Raw genomic sequence first — 18,655 nt, forward strand, 5'->3', positions numbered from 1 at the left:
CTTTTTTTATGTGTTGCCAATTTTAATCGTTTTTATAAGTTACTTTTATTTTCTTCGGAGGAGTTTTAGAAGGCTCTAAACCTCTACTTTTTGCTTTTTCTCTGATACTAGATTCCATTTTCATTCTCATCAAAATCGTACCTGTATCTACATATTCTGCCCTTAACTCTCTTTTTAACTTATTAAGGTTAGAAATCTCTATTACTTTTTTATCTGCCTTATGCGAGCTAGATATCATTACCAATAACAACACAACTACAAAAATGATAATGCGCCAATTTTTAAATGCAGATTCATCGGTAAGGAAACTTCCTCGTAAAAAACCGTATACATTTTTTTTAACCTTAGACATTCTACTTTTTTATTGTTGCAATTCTTAATTTAGCGCTGCGAGCCCTATTATTTGTGTTAATTTCCTGTGGGGTAGGTACTATCAACTTCCCGACTTTCTGCAAAGGTTCACTTGTGTTTCCAAAAAAATCTTTTTCGGGCTCGCCACTAAATAATCCTGTTCTTATAAATCTTTTTACCAATCTATCTTCTAAAGAATGATATGAGATCACACTCAATCGCCCTTCTTCTTTTAATAGACTTGGCATTTGTTGTAAAAATTCTTTTAAAACATCCAATTCCTCATTTACCTCAATTCTAATTGCCTGAAATATTTGAGCTAAAATTTTATGTTCTTTCGCTTTAGGCAAAAATCTTTGCAAAGCTTCTTTTAACTGAAAACTAGTTTCTATCTTCTCTTGCTCTCTTTTCTCTACAATCGTTTTTGCTATATTTCTAGAGTTTCTTAACTCACCATACAAAAACAATATTTCTGCAAGTTTTTCTTCAGAATAATTTGCAATAATTTCTTTTGCTGAAATTTTAGATTTCTGATTCATTCTCATATCCAAATCTCCATCGAAACGAATCGAAAACCCTCTTTCTGCTTCATCAAATTGATGAGAAGAAACACCTAAATCAGCTAAAACACCATCAACCTTTCTAACTCCATGAAACCTTAAAAATCTAGAAATGTATCTAAAGTTTTCTGGTATTAATGTAAACCGAGGATCATCAATAACATTTTCTAAAGCATCTGGATCTTGATCAAAACCAAACAATCTACCATCTTCACCTAATCGATTTAAAATTTCTCTTGAGTGTCCACCACCTCCAAAAGTTACATCCACATACACTCCGTCTTGCTTAATCGCAAGAGCATCTACACTTTCTTTTAATAAAACCGGACTATGATAATTCATCAAATTCTGTATTTCCCATTACCTCTTCAGCTAAATCTGCAAAATCTAAAGCAGCATCATCAATAGCTTTCTCATAATTATCCTTATCCCAAATCTCTATTATATTCACAGCAGAAGACAACACAACTTGTTTCTTAATACTTGCAAATTCACATAAATCTTTAGGAATTAAAACCCTACCAGCAGCATCAAATTCTACAATTTTAACACCCGCTGTAAACCTTCTAATAAAATCATTATTCTTTTTAACAAACTTGTTCAGTTTATTAAGTTTGCTCATCATTTTATTCCATTCTTCCATAGAATACAATTCTAAACACGGCTGAAAAACAGCCCTTTTTATGACAAACCCCTCATTTAAAATTGGTTGCAACTGCTTCTTTAGAGCTGATGAGAACATCACTCTACCTTTAGCATCTGCCTTACATTCGTATGTACCAATTAGATTTATCACAAATAAGAATATCGTTTTACAGATATCAAAAATATATAAATTTTACCACTTTTTACCACTTTTTACCACATTGTTAATAAATAATTGGTTTTCACCATTAAAAAATGGTCTATCACATCTTAAAAATTGAAATTGAGACAATTAGAAAAAGAATTTTTATGTTATAAAAAAGAATTACATTTGCGATTAAGTAAAACGAATTGAATGATGACTGAACAGTTAAAAACCGAAGGGAAATTTACATATGCAGAAGCAGGAGAAGGACCTGCAATTATTGTTTTACACGGACTTATGGGAGCCTTGAGTAATTTTGGCGCTACCTTTAATCATTTTTCTAGCAACGGCTATAAAGTTTTGATTCCGGAATTACCTCTATACTCTTTACCTCTAATAAAAACGAATGTTAAAAACTTATCTAGTTTTTTAAAAGATTTTATGGATTTTAAAGGAATAGACAATGCTATTCTATTAGGAAATTCTTTAGGCGGACACATAGGTTTGTATTTTACAAAACATTACCAAGATAAAGTTAGTGCTTTAGTTTTAACAGGAAGCTCTGGATTGTATGAAAAAGCAATGGGAGACAGTTTTCCGAAGCGAGGAAACTATGAGTTTATAGAAGAAAAAACAAAAGATGTTTTTTACGATCCTGCAATTGCAACAAAAGAACTAGTAGACGATGTTTTTAAAATTGTAAACGATAGAAACTCTGTAATAAGAACTTTGGCTATTGCTAAAAGTGCCATAAGACATAATATGGCAAATGATTTACCAGACATGAAACAACCTACTTGTTTAATCTGGGGAAAACAAGACTCTGTAACTCCACCAAAAGTTGCTGAAGATTTTCATAAACTTTTACCAGATTCTGATTTATTTTGGATTGATAAATGCGGGCATGCAGCAATGATGGAAAGACCAGAAGAATTTAATTCTGTATTATCTAAATGGTTAACCGACAGAAATATATAAATCATGAAAATTAAGTCTGCAGATTTTGTAATGAGTAACAGTAATGTTACCAATGCGCCAAAAGACAGAATACCAGAATATGCTTTTATAGGTCGATCTAACGTGGGTAAATCTTCATTAATTAACATGTTAATGGAGCGTAAAGATTTAGCTAAAACTTCGGGAAAACCAGGAAAAACACAACTTATTAATCACTTTAAGATTAATAACGAGTGGTTTTTAGTTGATTTACCCGGTTATGGATATGCCCAAATTTCTAAGAAAAAAAGAGTAATCTTTCAATATTTTATAGAGAATTACTTTAAAGAAAGAGAACAACTAGTTTGTACTTTCGTTTTGATAGATTCTAGACACGATCCGCAAAAAATCGATTTAGACTTTATGCAGTTTTTAGGTGAAAATCAAATTCCGTTTTGTATTGTTTTTACAAAAGCAGATAAATTAAGTAGTTCTAAACTTAATAAACAAATAACATCTTACAAGAAAAAATTACTACAACATTGGGAAACTTTACCAACATCTTTTCTAACTTCTTCTTCTACTAGTCTTGGTAGAAAAGAATTTTTAGATTTTATTGATGGCGTAAACCAAGACGTTGCTAAAGATTTTAAATAAATTACTTCTACAAATTTACAATGCAATCTACTAAAGAGAATTTACAAGTATTATTTGAAGACAATCATTTAATAATTGTAAATAAAAGAGCTGGCGATATTACACAAGGTGATAAAACCGGAGACAAACCTTTAAATGAAGTTGTAAAAGAATATGTAAAAGTTAAATATAACAAACCTGGCAATGTATTTATTGGTACTGTACACCGATTAGATAGACCAACATCTGGTATTGTTATTTTTGCAAGAACATCTAAAGCTTTAGAACGCTTAAACAAGATGTTAAGAGACAAAACTATTAACAAAACTTATTGGGCTTTAGTTAAAAACAAACCCAAAAAAGAAAGAGATACGCTTACAAATTTTCTAAAAAAAGATCCTAAAAAAAATAAATCTTTTGTTTACAAAAAGGAAATTGACGGAAGTAAAAAAGCAACATTACACTATAAAGTTATTCAGAAACTAGAAAACTACACACTTCTAGAAATTGATTTAGAAACAGGTAGGCATCACCAAATTAGAACACAACTTTCTAATATAGGATCACCAATAAAAGGCGATTTAAAATACGGTTTTCCTAGATCTAATAAAGATGGAAGCATTAGCCTACACGCTAGAAAAATAAACTTTATTCACCCAGTTTCTAAAGAAGAAATTAAAATAACTGCGCCAACACCCAAAGATGTAATTTGGAATGCTTGTAACGAATAAAAATATTACGCTACCTCTACAGAAGTAAACTTAAAACTAGTACCATCAAACAAACCTTTATCAGACAATTTTAAAGCAGGAATTACCAACAACGCCATAAAAGACAAACTCATATAAGGCGCTCTTAATTTACTGCCCATATCTTTTGCCATCGCATCTAAAGCTGCGTAAGATTTACCTATTTCTTCTGCAGATTTATCAGACATAATACCTGCTACAGGTAAAGAAACTATTTCTTCTTTTGTTGCAGTTACTGCACAAATGCCACCTTTATTCTCTATAATTAAGTTTACAGCCTTTGCAATAGCTTCATCTGTTGCACCAACAGCAATAATATTATGAGAATCGTGCCCAACAGAACTAGCTATCGCACCTTCTTTGATTCCGAAATTTTTAATAAATGCAATTGCAGGCACATCATTTTTATACCTATTTACAACAGTCATTTTTAAAATATCTGTATTTGTATTAGAAATTAAATTTCCGTTTTCTATTAAAGATTCAGATTCAATTTTATTGGTAACCAATTCACCATCTAAAGCCTTTATAACATTTATTTTCTTTGCAGATGATTCAAATCTAAAATCCGAAACTTTTTTCTTTTCTGTATTAAAGTTGTTTAAAACTTCAAAAGGAACAGCATCAATAAAACTTTTACCGTTTTTAGCAATTAATTCTCCGTTGATATAAGTTTCTAAAACATTGAATTTTTCTAAACTATCAACAACAATAAAATCTGCAAAATCATCTTTTTGCAAAAGACCAACATCTAATTTATAATGCTTTACAGGATTAATACAAGCAGCTTGTAAAACTTTAAACACATCGACACCTTTTGCTACAGCTCTTTCACAAAGTTGATTGATATGACCCAATAACAAATCATCTGGATGCTTGTCATCAGAACAAAACATCATATTTTCAAAATATTCGGGCAACAAATCAATTAAAGCTTCAAAATTTTTAGCTGCCGAACCTTCTCTAATAATCACTTTCATTCCTTTTTGAAGTTTTTCTTGAGCTTCTTCAAAAGTAAAACATTCGTGATCTGTAGAAATGCCCGCTGCAATATATTTACTTACATCTTGTCCTCTTAAACCCGGCGCATGACCATCGATTGGCTTATTGTTATCTTTTGCATGTTGTATTTTCTTTAAAACCTCTTCATCATCAAATAAAACTCCGGGATAATTCATCATTTCCGCAAGGTATTTAATGTCTGGATTTTGCATCATCTGTTTAATATCATCAGAATCTATAATTGCGCCAGCACTTTCAAAAGATGTTGCAGGCACACAACTTGGTGCGCCAAAATTAAATTTTAAAGGTACTTTTTTACCGTTTTCGATCATAAAATCGACACCTTTTACACCTAAAACATTTGCAATTTCATGTGGATCTGAAACTGTTGCAACTGTACCATGTTTTACTGCGATTTTTGCAAATTCTGAAGGAACCAACATAGAACTTTCTATGTGAATATGTGCATCTACAAAACCTGGTAAAATATAATTTTCTACAGAATGATCTGCCGCTCTTACAGCTATAATTTTACCATCTTTAACCTCTACTTCTCCTTTGTAAATCGCCTTGTTTTGTATATCAACTATATTTCCTTGTACAATCATCTTCAAAATTATTTTTACAAATTTACAAAGAATTAAAGCCGATTTAAACTTTATTTAGGATAGATTACTTGATGTAAAGGAACATCAAAATCGTTAGAATCTTCTATTTGATAAATTGGTTTAAAAAAGTTTAATCCTATAAATTTAGCGTCTTCTTTACACTTTAATAAAAAGCGGTCGTAAAAACCTTTACCGTAACCAACTCTGTAATTTAACTCGTCCGAAATAAGCATTGGCACAAAAATTAAGTCGAACTTCTGCTCATCTACTTTAACAGCATTCACAGGTTCTGGAACTCCGAATTTATTCAATTCTAAAACCGTTTCTTCTTCTAAATAATAATGAGAAAGCGTATTGTTTTTAAGATTTGATTTACTAACAACAATTTTAATATTAAGTTTTCTTAAAAAATTAATAATTGGTTGCGTATCGATTTCTTTAAACTTTGTAAGTGATAAAAATAAGTGCGCAACTTTAACACCACTAAAATCTAAATTATAAATTTGCTGATAAATATTATCCTGAAATTCTTCAATTTGACTAACAGATAAATCTTTTCTTTTTTGCTTATAAATTGCTCTTAATTCTTGCTTTTTCATCAATGATTATAAATTTATAATACTACAACAATTTCAATTCTTTTTGAAGTTTTTTAGTCAAACCGCTAATTACTAAATCGTAAGAATGATTGATTAAATCTTTCGCCAAATCATCAGAAACATCGCTATTATTTATAAGTACCGTATTCCAATGTTTTTTATTCATGTGAAAACCAGGATTAATTCCTTCGTAATTACCCCTTAACTCCAATGCTTTTTCTGGATTGCACTTTACGTTCATTTTCTCTTCACCTTTTTCCCAATTATTTAAACTTGTTAGTAAAAACATTTTATTCATTACTTTAAATACCAAAGTAACATCATCAAAAGGAAAGTGTTCTGTTACTCCTTTTTTTGACATGCAAAAATCTCGTAGTTGCTCTATATGCATAAACTATTAGGTTTTAAAGTTATTTTTATCAATTTAAAAAGTATCTTTATCTACCAAATTTACAATTAATATTTAAATGGAAAATGTTTTTTTAGACAACACCTCTATCATTAGTTATTCTCATAAAAATTACGAGAAAAATAATTTTTCTGCAATTTCTCAAATAAAACTTTCGCAAGGAACAGAAACTATAGAATGGCTAAATACCTACGGAATTAAGTTTCAAGAGGAATATAAAAAAGTAATTTACGAGAATAATTTAGATGATTTTTTGATAAAATTATTAAGTGATGAAAATCATCCAAACAAAGTAATTTTATTAGATAATTTACTATTTATAACAACACGTGTTTTAATTACAGAAAGCAGAAAATTAGAGTCTGAGCAAATGATTTTTATTGTTTCTGCAGATTTTTTATGGTCTATTCAAGAAAAACATGGCGATTATTTTAATTGGATTCGTGAGCGATTAGAAGGTAACAAAGGAATTGTTAGAAAGAAAAGAGCCGATTATTTGTTGTTCTTACTTTTAGAATCGATTATAGACAATTACCAAGACACGTATGAGGAAAATGCTGTTTTAAGTGCAGATAAACTAAATTCTACCAACATAAAACCTACACCAGAATTTACTTCTTTAGTAGAAAAAAGAAAACAAGAACTTTTTAATTTTAAGAAAGCTACAATGAGTTTAAAAGACACAATTGTAAAGTTAGAAAAAATTGAAATTGATGGTTTTGAAGTAAAATATTTTAGTGAATTAAAAGAACAAACAAATAACTTAATTTCGAATATCGATTTCGAATTGCAAGAGTTAGAAAGTAAGATCAACTTAATATTTAGTATTCAAGGACATCGATTAAATGAAGTAATGAAAACGCTTACAATTTTATCTGTAATATTTATTCCGCTTACTTTTTTAGCAGGAATTTACGGTATGAATTTCGAATACATACCAGAACTAAAATTTAAATATGGTTATTTTATTTTATTAGGAATAATGGTACTGGTTACCATTGCTTCTGTTTGGTATTTTAAACGAAAAAAGTGGTTTTAACGTTTTTATAATCAATAAAAAAACCTTTTTAAGTTCGAATTAAAAAGGTTTTTTTAAAAATTTCTATTTAATAATTTTATACAAAACAGGTTTACTTGGTGTTGCATCATTTTCAAACGGAGCAATCATTAGGTTTAATAAATACTCGCCATCTTCTACATCATTTGGCACATAAATAAATTCTGTAATTGTTGCATCCATTCTAATTTCGCCTGCAGTATTCCAAAAAGCATTATGAGATAACAATTTACCATTATCATTTTCTTTATCAACAGATGGCAAATCTATCAATAAATGTTTTATCCCTTTTTCTCTTAGATAAATTGCGGCTTTTTCAGACAAATAAGTAGGATTTGTATTTGAATACTGCATACTCTTTTTATCATCTAAATTAGGCAAAGTTCTAATTACAATAGCGTCTCGTTTCTTATTTTTTAAAGCTGTTTTTAATTGCTTTACTCCTATCATAAAATCTCCATTATGAAACAACGGTGCAATTGTAACAACCTCTGCTAAAAATATAAAATACTTTAAGTTTTTGTTTACAGAGTGTACTTGTTCTGTAATATGACCTACACATTCTGTGTGTGTAATATGAGAGTGCGGATTGAAATGAATGCTATTAAAATTTACAACAGCACCTTCTGATACCTTTATTGTTTCTTCGCCTATTTTTTCTGCAGTAATTTTAGGCTCCTCTAAATACCAAGCATTTACATTTTTTTTTGATGGATCTATAGGAATTGAAATATCTATAGGATTAGATATATTTACTTCTATTTTTCTTGAATTATATTCTATAGTTGCTTTCATTTTTTACTTTACTATTTTTAAACCTCAATTTAATTTAAACAAATCAGATGCAATTCCATCGGCTAAAAACTTTCCTTTTTGCGTAGTTTTTAAGGTTTTATTTTCAATATACAATAAATCTTCTATTATAAATCTATTAGATAATTTTTCTAAATAATTTAAAAAATCTTCTCCAAAATCATTTTTAATTTTTTCTAAAGACACACCCCAAACGGTTCGTAAACCTGTCATCACATACTCATTGTATCTATCTGTTTTAGAAAGAGTTTCCCTTTCGATTGGTAATTTATCCTCTAAAATTGTTTTTATGAAGTGCGTATTATTTCTAACATTCCAACTTCTTTGTATACCATTAAAAGAATGTGCAGATGGCCCAATACCCAAATAAGATTTACCTAACCAATAAGAAGAATTATTTTTACTAAAATAGTTTTCTTTTCCAAAATTAGACAATTCATAATGTATAAACCCTTCTTTTTTTAATGTTTTGGTTAATATTTGAAACTGCTCTTCTGCCTTAACATCATCAACATTTTTAATTTTCCCTTTTGAGATTAATGATTCTAAAGCCGTTTTAGGCTCTACTGTAAGCGCATAACTAGATATGTGCGGAATACCAAAATCTAAAGCTGTTTTTATATTTTCTTCCCATTCTTTATTTGAACAATCAGGAATTCCGTAGATTAAATCAACCGAAATATTATCGAAATACTGTTTAGCAATTTCTAAACATTTTTTTGCTTCGGATGCATTGTGTGCGCGATTCATCAATTTTAAATCTTTCTCAAAAAAAGATTGTACACCAATACTTAATCTATTGATTACTGTTTTAGAAAGTTCTATTATTTTTTCTTCGGATAAATCATCAGGATTTGCCTCTAAAGTAACTTCGGGGTTTTCTACAACATCAAAATGATGATATACAGTAGCTATCAAATTATTTATTTCTGATGTATTTAAAACAGACGGAGTACCGCCACCGAAATAAATAGTTTCAACTTTTTCACCTTTTAATTCTTCTTTTCTTAATGCAATTTCTTTTTTTAAGCAATGCAACATTTCTTCCTTTTTCTTTAAAGAAGTAGAAAAATGAAAATCGCAATAAAAACATGCTTGTTTACAAAATGGTATGTGAATGTATATTCCTGCCATTACTTTTTAACTCTCTTTTCGTTTTGCTTTACAAAACTTGCCCAACCTGTATAATTTTTCCCACCTACTACTCTGCCAGAATTATAAAAATGGCAAACTGCTGCAGCCAAACCATCTGTTGCATCTAAGTTTTTTGGCAAGGTTTTTAAATTTAAAAGCGATTTTAGCATTAGAGCCACTTGCTCTTTACTTGCACTTCCGCTACCTGTAACTGCCATTTTTATTTTCTTTGGTAAGTATTCGGTAATCGGTATTTCTCTTGATAAACCCGCAGCCATTGCAACGCCTTGCGCTCTACCTAACTTTAACATCGATTGTACGTTTTTACCAAAAAAAGGAGCTTCAATAGCAATCTCATCAGGATTGTATGTGTCAATAAGTTCTATTGTTCTCTCAAATATTAGCTTTAATTTTAAATAATGATCATCGTATTTTTTTAATAGTAATTCGTTCATTTGAACAAATTCCATTTTTTTACCAACCACTTTTATAACACCAAAACCCATAATTGTTGTTCCGGGATCGATTCCTAAAATTATTTTTTCTGTAGCCAAAGGCGAAAATTGTTTTTTGAATTTATCATTAAACTTAATGATGATTATTTATTACTTTGCAAAACAATGAAATATTCGCAAACACACAAATCTAAACAAATCTTTTGGTTGCTCATAAAACTAACGATTGTATTTGTTTGTGCTTATTTTATTTGGCAAAAATTAAATAACAATAAGTTATTATCTTTAAATGATTTTAAAAACGTTTTAAGTCAATCTAAAGTATTTTCGTTAAAAAATTGCAGCTTTTTACTAATATTTACTTTTAGCAACTGGTTTTTAGAAATTTTAAAATGGAAAACACTTGTTAAAGAATTGAAAAAAATTAGCATATTTACTGCCACAAAACAATCTTTAGCATCTCTTACAGCTTCTTTGATAACACCTAATAGAATTGGAGAATATGGTGCAAAAGCATTGTATTTTAAAAAGAAAAACAGCATACAAATAATGCATTTAAACCTAATTGGTAATTTACATCAATTAGTAGCAACAGTGTTTTTTGGTTTTTTAGGTTTCATATATTTTTACAAAAACTACCCAATAAACTTCGATCTTTCTAATTTTTATAACGTTTTAATTTTAACCTGTGCTTCTTGTATTTTAATAATAGTTCTATGGAAACTGTTACTTTCTAAATTAGAAATTTTCAGAAATGGAATTGTAAAAATCAAAACAAAAACACATCTAAAAATAGCTCTGTATTCATTTTTTAGATATCTTATTTTTTCTCATCAATTTTATTTTTTATTGATAATTTTTAAAACGAACATCACCTATATTGAAGCTATTACCGCCATTAGTTCTATGTATTTATTAAGTTCTTTTATACCAATGTTATCAATTTTTGATGCGGTTTTAAAAGGTTCAGTCGCCTTATTTATTTTTGAAATTTTAGGTGTAAACTCAATAGCAATCTTAAGTATAACAACATTAATGTGGCTTCTTAATTTTGTTTTACCTTCTATTGTTGGTAGTTATTTTGTAATTACATTTAGCACTAAACAACAAGCATGATTTATCTACTTTTTTTTCTGTATTTACTTTATGCGATATTAATTATCGCTTTGACAATAGGATTTGTTAGTGTTAAAGAGTTTACTAATAAAAGTACGATTTTCACCAAATTTACAGTTGTTATTCCGTTTCGAAATGAAGCTGAAAAATTGCCTTTATTATTAAATTCGATATTAGAACTAAATTACAATTTAGACTTTGTAGAGTTTTTATTTATTGATGATGATTCCTCAGATAATTCTACCAACATCATTTCTAACACTTTAAAAGAAATAGAAATTGATTATACGATTCTTAAAAACAAGCGCGTTTCTAATTCACCAAAAAAGGATGCTATTACCTCGGCAATAGCAATTGCTAAAAATAACTGGATTATTACTACGGATGCAGACTGTGTTTTACCCAACAAATGGTTAAAAACTTTTAGCAGTTTCATAGAACAAAAACAACCTAAAATGGTAGTTGCTCCTGTAAACTACATTGTTAAAAACAACTCTTTAGAACAGTTTCAGTTACTAGATTTTATGAGTTTGCAAGCAACTACAATTGGTGGTTTCGGAATCGGTTTTCCTTTTTTATGCAATGGTGCAAACCTAGCGTACAGAAAAGATATTTTTTTAGAATTAAATGGTTTTAAAGGCAATACCTCTATTGCAAGCGGTGATGATATTTTCTTATTCGAAAAATTTAAAGAAGTCTACAAAAAAGATGTTCAGTTTTTAAAATCTAAAAACGCTATGGTGGCTACTTTTCCGGTTACAACCAATTCAGGTTTAATAAACCAGCGAGTTCGTTGGGCTTCTAAAACAAGTAAGCTAAAGTCTATTTCTGTAAAACTAATTGGTTTACTAATTTTTCTTGTAAATCTTAGCGTTGTGCTTAGCATCTTCTTATCTAATAACTTTCTAATTATTTTAACGCCAATTTTTGTAAAAATAAGTATCGATATATTCTTATTTCTGCCAACTATAAGATTTTACAATCATAAAAACTCTTTTTATAAATGGTATCTTTTTAGCAGTATTTTGTATCCTTTTTTTAGTGTGTTTATCGTTTTTAAATCACTTTTTTATAAATATAATTGGAAAGGAAGAACATTTAAAAAATGATAATGCAATAAAGTTTGCAAACAAGTTTAGCCCAGATTGAAGTGGCATCCTTTTTAGAACTGTTCTTTTAAATTTGCGAAGAATGAACAAATTTAAAAAGAACAGCTGTAAAAAGATATAACGGAAAGCTGGAAATAGCTTCTAAAAAATTAAAATAAAGCGTTCATTAATGCTTCAGCTTTAAACCAAAGTATTAGTGCAACTGCTAACAATAAGACTAGAAAAAGTCCTCTTTTAGGTTTTGCTTCTTTCTTTCTTCCAAATTTTCTTTTAAACTCCATTTAAAAATATTTTAATAACGAAGATAAAAAAATGTACCGACACCAAAAGTTTTTAACTTTAATAGTTCTCGGATTCTGCAGGATTGTCTGTTAACGTTTCTATAAACGCAATAATATCTTGCTGTTCTTGGGTTGTTAATTCTAAATTATCGAACGGTAAAGTTTGATGTTCTAAGTTAAAACCAAGACCACCACCGCCACCAAGATTGTAAAAATTAAGCACTTCTTCTAACGTATTGTAAACACCGTTGTGCATGTAAGGCGCAGTAATTGCTGCATTTCTAATGCTTGGTGTTTTAAACATCCCTTTGTGTAATTCTTCTTTGTAACGCCAATAAAAACCTAAATCGTCATCTAGTTTTTTATTCTGATTTGTTTCTGGCACGCCAATAACCTCTTTTTCGGTTTCTGTAAAAAATGGCGGAACGGTTCCGTTTGTTAATGGCATAAAATGACACGTTGCGCAAAGTGCTTTTCCCATAAATAAATTATAGCCTTTCTTTTCGTTTGTTGTAAATGTATTTTCTTGACCTCGAATATTTCTATCGAATTTAGAATTAAAACTGTTTAATGTAGATACATAAGAAGAAATTGCTTTAATAACTTCTCTATTACTTTTTGGCACTGTATTATAAGCTTCTGTAAACAATTTTATATATGTTGTATCTTTTAAAATATCTTCTGAAAACGTATGAACCTCTGTATTAAACTCTTTAGAATTGTTAAAAACCATCGAAATTTGATCTAATATATCACGAGATCGACCATCCCAAAAGAAGCTTTTTTGAAACGCAGAATTGATTAACGTTGGTGTATTTCTTAATAACAAATTACCTTTATTATCTTTATTTAAAGCAACACCATCTGCATAACCTTTTGCTGGCAAATGACAACTAATACATGCCATTTTTTTATCTTTAGACAACTTAGGATCTGAGAATAATTTTTCTCCTAAACTTATTTGTTTTTCTGTAGGATTTCTATTTGATGGCGGCGTAAAGTAATTTAAATTAAAAGAATTATTTTCGAAAAAAGTAGGTGCATCAAAATTAAAAGGTTCAGATTTTACGGGTTGCCATAATTTTGATTCTTTTCTAATTGCTACCCAATTTCTTGTAATAGCATTAAAATAATCTCTTGTAAAAGTGTATCTATCAAAAGTATTAAAATCTGTGTTTTTCTCTATAAAAGCTATTGCTTTTTTTATGTTTTCTTGAAGCTCAAGATCTAAATTTTTATTCGTATTCTTAATTATTGGTTGTAGTGTTTTAGAATACACAAATAATAAACTTTCTAATGAAGTTATGGTTTCTGAGATTCCTAAATGACTTACTGGCGTGTCGAAACCAGAAATTGATAAACTAGCAATTCTAAATAATTGCTGATGTGTAGCGATAAAAAATCGCTGCGTATTTAATTTTCTTTTTAAAGCACCTTTTTTTAAAACCGATAATAACCCCTTTGTAACATAGATTTCTTTTTTAAAATCTAGTTCTGATGTTTCTAAATCGTAGATACTTTCTTCTATTTTTTGCAAACCAACTGGCTCTAATATTTTGCCATTATCTTCTTTATAAATAGGTAATGCTGGCCCATTGGCACGGTGCCCAACTTCTGGATTTAAATAAGAAACATAAGGTTCTGCTCTTTTAAAATTTTCTCTTACTTTTTTAAAGTAAAACTTGGTTTTATCACCTTTAAAACCCGCTTGTTTTAAGCTATCTAAATAACTAATTGCTTTAGAGATATTTTCTACATAATAATTTTGAGCAGTAGACCAATCAACCTTAGTAAGGTACTCTTTTTCTTGCTTGTTTTTACAAGAAATAGTTAGTAATAATGTTAAGATTGAAATAAATAAAGTAGTTTTAATTTTCATAAAAAAAGTATAAAAACAAATGAATCTCCATATTATATGGAGACTCATTTTATAAAATAAATTTGGTATTAATTATCTAGGTAAACCTTGTAATAAAACTATTTGACCACCTTGATTGTGAGGTAAATTTGTAGATCTAAAATCTTCACTTTGCCAATAATGTGGTTGTAATGCAAGAATAAAAGTATCTGCTTGTCCTATTTTATCAGAAACATCTATTAATGCTCCAAATTCTCCAGAAAAATTACTACTTCCTGTTGGAGACAAGTTACTTTCTATTTTTAATTCTAAAACAACATTTGCATTGTTACCACTTAAATCTGTTTGATAAATTTGCGCTGCATGATTTCTACTAAAAGAATTAGGATCTTCTTGTACATACACATAGTTTTCTGTAACACAAATATTATCTGGACTTTGCAATGCTGCTAGGTTACCGTCTTTGTTGTTTGTATCTGTATTTCCACTAATAATTTGAGTTAATTTTCCTTCTAAAGGATTTGTATCATCCAACTCTAATTTATAAACAGTACCCCAATCATTATAAGTTCCTCTTCCTGGACCTCTACCTGTTACTGCGATAAATACATTTCTTGCATTTGCATCAGAACCTTTTTGGTAATCTACATCTTCTACTCTCATAAACTGAGATGCAAAAACATTTGTACAAGCAGTTTCCATTTCATTTTTTGTCATGCTTGCTCCATTTTCTATTTCTACAAACTCTACATCATATGTAGCACCAAAATCTAAACTACCTTCATTATAAACAGTAGATGCATCAACACTTTTAACTCCTTTTGCACCATCAGAAACCTGCTTAAATCTTAATACATAAATTTTACCATTTTCTAAATCTGCATCTCCGTTTTCAGAAACATACATTGTTACTTGCCCTTCAGATCCGCTAGAGTCATCATCTCCACCAATAATTACTGTTTTACCAGCATATGTGTTTTTTGGTAATGGTACTGCATTTTCCCAAGAAAACTCACCTAAAGCATCTAAACCGAAATCTGCAGTTGGTGTTGGTGATTCTACCCAAGGGTCGATTGCTTTTACATCGTAAGAAATACTTTCTGATGCTGATAAGAAGATATCTTTATCGCCACCATGAATATCTTTTTCCCACATTGTAGCAGAACATTGTCTTGCAAAATCTGCAACACCTGCGTTTAATAACCAATCTCCTTCTAAAGGATTCATAAACTCATCAAAACGAATTCTAGAAACAGCATAATCATCTTCTGCGTTTACAACTAAAATATATTCGTCTCCGTCTTTTAAAAATCCTGCTCCATCTTGAGAACCTAATAAACGAAAACCATTAGATAATACATCTGTAGAACTTATTAAAGAATACGCTTTTAAATCTGTGTAATTTGCGTTAATTTTTACTAAAGGAGATAATGTAGATTTGTTTGAAAATAAATCTGGAGTTGGTGTAAAGTCTTTACCATCTTCACCATCTTTTCCGTCTTGCCCATTTTGTCCGTCTTGACCGTTTACTCCGTCAATTCCGTTTAAGCCGTCTTCTGCACAACTTGTTATTAAGGTAAAACTAGCACTCATAAATGCAAGCGCTAAAAATAATTTTGTAATTGGTTTTTTCATGATTATAATTAAAAGTTAGTTATGATGCCAAAACTATAATTATAAAAAAAAGGGATTGTTAACTAAGAAAAACCATATTGTTAAACTAGAGTTAGATAAAAGTTAAGAACTTTATCTAAATATTACGAGCGGTAAAAATTGTAAAAACAACCCTTACCGCTCGATAGTATATTTTAAAGAACATTACTTTTTTGTAGCTCTTAACATCTCTCTTTTACCTGGAGGCCCAGGTAAACGTTCTACAAAAAAACCTACTGCTTGCATAGCTCTTCTAACACTACCTTTTGCAGAATAGGTTACTAAGATTCCGTTTGGCTTTAATGCTTTGTACATTTTTAAGAAAATTTCTTCGGTCCAGAGTTGTGGTTGAACACGTGCCCCGAATGCATCATAATAAATTAAATTAAAAACATTTTCATCATTTATATCTTCAAAAAATTGTTTTCTTTTTGTTAAAGAAAAATTGTCAGAAATCTGATGCTTTTCTTCCCAAGAAACATCATGCATTTTTTTAAAAACTTCTTCTTGTTCTTTTGCTTCTAAAACAGCAACAAAATTCATTTTATCAATTTCATCTGCTGTAACAGGATAAGCTTCTACACCAACATAATCAATTTCTTTTTTACCTTCTAAATAAGTTATAAAACAGTTAAGACCTGTACCAAAACCAATTTCTAGTATAGAAACTTTGTCTGCAACAACTTCTTTTAAACCACATTTTATAAAAACATGGTAGGTTTCATTGATAGAACCATTTTTAGAATGATATTGCTCATCCCAATCTGGTAAATGTATGGTAGAAGAACCATCCGAAGTAATTAGTATTTCTCTTTTCAAAATGGAACTTTATTATAAAGTAATTTCAGATTTTAATAACACTCCGTTTGCTTCAAAAGCATATTCTTTTTTCGGAGCTGTTATTTTTGCTATTTCTTCTGCACTTTTACCTGCATCTTCTGCGTAGTGCTTTAACTCATCTACTTGCGTAATTTTTACAAAAGCTTTACCTGCAACAATTACTTCTTTACCTTGAGAATCTAAAGGCATAAAAAAACCATAATCTTTAAAACGCACCATTGTTTCTGTTTCGTTTTCTAAAGGTAACTTCATCCAACATCCTTTTTTAACACAAACTTCTTTAATATTAGAAGCAAATTTTACATTTATAGTATCGCCAACATTCATTGTTTCAAACTTTGCTAACATTGCTTTAGAAGTTAAAGCATTGTCTTTAGAAATTTCATCTCCGTAAGATTGAAAAGCAAATGTTTGTGGTGCTGGTGTTGTTGCTTCTTGGTTACTTCCTTTTTTAACCTCTTTACATCCAGTTAATACTAAAAGTGCTAGAGCACATAATTTTACAACTAATTTCATATGATTTATTTTAATAAATTGTTTACAAATGTAATCAATTTAACAGTAAAACGACCTTTTTTATGTTACTACAGATGAATAAATTATGTACATTTGTAGAGAAATTTAATCAAACAAATTATGAATTCTAACATAGAAATCAAACATATAGAAAAGTCGAAGATAGACACAGTAGATTTTAATAACTTACCTTTTGGTAGTGTTTATTCTGATCATATGCTAACTTGTACTTTTAAAGACGGAAAATGGCAAGATGCTGTTGTAGAACCTTTTGCACCAATCTCTTTAGATCCTTCTGCTAAGATTTTTCATTACGGACAATCTATTTTTGAAGGTATGAAAGCCTACAAAGACGTAGACGGAAATACATTATTATTTAGACCTTTAGATAATTGTAAGCGTTTAAATAAATCTGCAGAACGTTTGGTAATTCCGCAAATACCAGAAGAAATTTTTATGAACGGTTTAAAAGCTCTATTAAAAGTAGATGACGCTTGGATACCAACAAAAGAAGGTAGTTCTTTATATATTAGACCATTTATGTTTGCTTCGGGTAACGGTTTTCATGCATCTCCTGCAGACGAATATAAATTTATGATTTGTACTGCGCCTTCTGGTGCTTACTTTGCTGGTAAAGTAAAAGTTTTAATTGAAGAAAAATACGCGCGTGCTGCAAACGGTGGTGTTGGGTTTGCAAAAGCTGGTGGTAATTATGCTGCTCAATTTTACCCAACTCAATTAGCCATAGAAAAAGGATACAATCAAGTAATCTGGACAGATGACAATACACACGAGTATATTGAAGAGGCTGGTGCAATGAATATTTTTATTAGAATTAACGACACGTTAATTACTAGCCCAACAAATGATAGAATCTTAGACGGAATTACACGTAAAAGTATTATTCAAATAGCTAAAGATTTAGGTATTAATGTAGAAGTAAGAAAAATTTCTGTTACAGAAGTAATTGCTGCTGCAAAATCTGGCGAATTAAAAGAAATGTTTGGTGCAGGTACTGCTGCCGTAATTTCTCCTATTGCTGGTTTTGGTTTTCAAGAAAACGACTATGATTTACCAGAATTAGAAAAGCCGTATGCTGCTCTTTTAAAGAAAACAATTACAGACATACAAACAAATAAAGCAGAAGATCCTTATGGTTGGAGAGTTCAACTATAAATAAATT

21 protein-coding genes are annotated in these 18,655 nt (G+C 29.6%); 7 read left to right on the top strand and 14 right to left on the bottom strand.

Annotated features, from left to right (window positions below; all coding sequences use genetic code 11):
• Positions 1–22 precede the first annotated feature (22 nt).
• From B5464_RS03445 to B5464_RS03455, 3 genes are read right to left on the bottom strand one after another with little or no spacing between them, the layout of a single operon-like run.
• Complete coding sequence (locus B5464_RS03445) at positions 23–352, bottom strand: FtsL-like putative cell division protein (protein WP_077810011.1); 330 nt, start codon at positions 350–352, stop codon at positions 23–25.
• A gap of 1 nt (position 353) precedes the next feature.
• Complete coding sequence (gene rsmH, locus B5464_RS03450) at positions 354–1,253, bottom strand: 16S rRNA (cytosine(1402)-N(4))-methyltransferase RsmH (RefSeq protein WP_079737205.1); 900 nt, start codon at positions 1,251–1,253, stop codon at positions 354–356.
• The gene (locus B5464_RS03455; RefSeq protein WP_077810012.1) at positions 1,240–1,707 is read right to left on the bottom strand and encodes a division/cell wall cluster transcriptional repressor MraZ; all 468 of its coding nucleotides are present in this window, start codon (positions 1,705–1,707) and stop codon (positions 1,240–1,242) included. Before B5464_RS03455 ends, rsmH begins: the two co-directional genes overlap by 14 nt.
• Positions 1,708–1,914: 207 nt before the next feature.
• Here B5464_RS03455 and B5464_RS03460 point away from each other — a divergent pair, with 207 nt between their 5' ends.
• From B5464_RS03460 to B5464_RS03470, 3 genes are read left to right on the top strand one after another with little or no spacing between them, the layout of a single operon-like run.
• A complete protein-coding gene (locus B5464_RS03460; RefSeq protein ID WP_079737206.1) occupies positions 1,915–2,679 on the top strand; it encodes an alpha/beta fold hydrolase in 765 nt (254 codons plus the stop codon).
• Positions 2,680–2,682: 3 nt separating this feature from the next.
• Positions 2,683–3,294, top strand: a complete 612-nt coding sequence (gene yihA, locus B5464_RS03465) for a ribosome biogenesis GTP-binding protein YihA/YsxC (RefSeq protein WP_077810014.1) — start codon at positions 2,683–2,685, stop codon at positions 3,292–3,294.
• A gap of 20 nt (positions 3,295–3,314) precedes the next feature.
• Positions 3,315–4,004 carry an RluA family pseudouridine synthase gene (locus B5464_RS03470; RefSeq protein ID WP_079737207.1) on the top strand — a complete coding sequence of 230 codons (690 nt, stop codon included), beginning with the start codon at positions 3,315–3,317 and terminating at the stop codon, positions 4,002–4,004.
• 5 nt (positions 4,005–4,009) lie between these two features.
• Here B5464_RS03470 and ade read toward each other — a convergent pair whose 3' ends face one another.
• Genes ade through B5464_RS03485 form a run of 3 tightly spaced genes read right to left on the bottom strand, consistent with a single transcriptional unit; the run spans position 4,010 to position 6,622 of the window.
• On the bottom strand, positions 4,010–5,632 hold the full coding sequence (gene ade / locus B5464_RS03475) for an adenine deaminase (RefSeq protein ID WP_079737208.1): 1,623 nt from the start codon (positions 5,630–5,632) through the stop codon (positions 4,010–4,012).
• 50 nt (positions 5,633–5,682) lie between these two features.
• On the bottom strand, positions 5,683–6,231 hold the full coding sequence (locus B5464_RS03480; protein WP_079737209.1) for a 5-formyltetrahydrofolate cyclo-ligase: 549 nt from the start codon (positions 6,229–6,231) through the stop codon (positions 5,683–5,685).
• Positions 6,232–6,253: 22 nt separating this feature from the next.
• Positions 6,254–6,622 carry an MmcQ/YjbR family DNA-binding protein gene (locus B5464_RS03485; protein ID WP_079737210.1) on the bottom strand — a complete coding sequence of 123 codons (369 nt, stop codon included), beginning with the start codon at positions 6,620–6,622 and terminating at the stop codon, positions 6,254–6,256.
• A gap of 76 nt (positions 6,623–6,698) precedes the next feature.
• On the opposite strand from B5464_RS03485, the gene B5464_RS03490 reads away from it, so the two are divergent.
• Entirely contained in the window at positions 6,699–7,679 is a 981-nt protein-coding gene (locus tag B5464_RS03490) for a CorA family divalent cation transporter (protein WP_079737211.1), read from the top strand.
• Between the two features lie 63 nt (positions 7,680–7,742).
• On the opposite strand, the gene B5464_RS03495 is transcribed toward B5464_RS03490, so the two are convergent.
• Genes B5464_RS03495 through ruvC form a run of 3 tightly spaced genes read right to left on the bottom strand, consistent with a single transcriptional unit; the run spans position 7,743 to position 10,198 of the window.
• Complete coding sequence (locus B5464_RS03495; protein WP_079737212.1) at positions 7,743–8,492, bottom strand: cyclase family protein; 750 nt, start codon at positions 8,490–8,492, stop codon at positions 7,743–7,745.
• Between the two features lie 24 nt (positions 8,493–8,516).
• The gene (gene hemW / locus B5464_RS03500; RefSeq protein ID WP_079737213.1) at positions 8,517–9,644 is read right to left on the bottom strand and encodes a radical SAM family heme chaperone HemW; all 1,128 of its coding nucleotides are present in this window, start codon (positions 9,642–9,644) and stop codon (positions 8,517–8,519) included.
• A complete protein-coding gene (gene ruvC / locus B5464_RS03505) occupies positions 9,644–10,198 on the bottom strand; it encodes a crossover junction endodeoxyribonuclease RuvC (protein ID WP_077810022.1) in 555 nt (184 codons plus the stop codon). Before ruvC ends, hemW begins: the two co-directional genes overlap by 1 nt.
• Positions 10,199–10,264: 66 nt before the next feature.
• On the opposite strand from ruvC, the gene B5464_RS03510 reads away from it, so the two are divergent.
• Together B5464_RS03510 and B5464_RS03515 are read left to right on the top strand one after the other, a co-directional pair.
• A complete protein-coding gene (locus B5464_RS03510) occupies positions 10,265–11,215 on the top strand; it encodes a lysylphosphatidylglycerol synthase domain-containing protein (RefSeq protein ID WP_079737214.1) in 951 nt (316 codons plus the stop codon).
• Positions 11,212–12,324 carry a glycosyltransferase gene (locus tag B5464_RS03515; protein WP_079737215.1) on the top strand — a complete coding sequence of 371 codons (1,113 nt, stop codon included), beginning with the start codon at positions 11,212–11,214 and terminating at the stop codon, positions 12,322–12,324. Before B5464_RS03510 ends, B5464_RS03515 begins: the two co-directional genes overlap by 4 nt.
• Before the next feature lie 149 nt (positions 12,325–12,473).
• Here the strand turns inward: B5464_RS03515 and B5464_RS14550 are convergent, their stop codons facing one another.
• The 5 genes from B5464_RS14550 to B5464_RS03535 form a co-directional block, all read right to left on the bottom strand.
• The gene (locus B5464_RS14550; RefSeq protein ID WP_299065674.1) at positions 12,474–12,605 is read right to left on the bottom strand and encodes a hypothetical protein; all 132 of its coding nucleotides are present in this window, start codon (positions 12,603–12,605) and stop codon (positions 12,474–12,476) included.
• Between the two features lie 58 nt (positions 12,606–12,663).
• Positions 12,664–14,484, bottom strand: coding sequence for a cytochrome-c peroxidase (locus B5464_RS03520; protein ID WP_079737216.1), 1,821 nt, complete (start codon positions 14,482–14,484; stop codon positions 12,664–12,666).
• A gap of 72 nt (positions 14,485–14,556) precedes the next feature.
• Positions 14,557–16,098 (bottom strand): hypothetical protein, encoded by a 1,542-nt coding sequence (locus B5464_RS03525; RefSeq protein ID WP_079737217.1) that lies wholly within the window; start codon positions 16,096–16,098, stop codon positions 14,557–14,559.
• Between the two features lie 183 nt (positions 16,099–16,281).
• Positions 16,282–16,935, bottom strand: coding sequence for a tRNA (5-methylaminomethyl-2-thiouridine)(34)-methyltransferase MnmD (gene mnmD / locus B5464_RS03530; RefSeq protein ID WP_079737218.1), 654 nt, complete (start codon positions 16,933–16,935; stop codon positions 16,282–16,284).
• 12 nt (positions 16,936–16,947) lie between these two features.
• Complete coding sequence (locus B5464_RS03535) at positions 16,948–17,472, bottom strand: DUF4920 domain-containing protein (RefSeq protein ID WP_079737219.1); 525 nt, start codon at positions 17,470–17,472, stop codon at positions 16,948–16,950.
• A 120-nt stretch (positions 17,473–17,592) separates the two neighbouring features.
• Between B5464_RS03535 and B5464_RS03540 the strand changes: the two genes are divergently transcribed.
• Positions 17,593–18,648, top strand: a complete 1,056-nt coding sequence (locus B5464_RS03540) for a branched-chain amino acid aminotransferase (RefSeq protein ID WP_079737220.1) — start codon at positions 17,593–17,595, stop codon at positions 18,646–18,648.
• The last annotated feature ends 7 nt before the right edge of the window (positions 18,649–18,655 follow it).

It is taken from the genome of Polaribacter sp. KT 15 (assembly GCF_900143115.1).
Classification (GTDB): domain Bacteria; phylum Bacteroidota; class Bacteroidia; order Flavobacteriales; family Flavobacteriaceae; genus Polaribacter; species Polaribacter marinaquae.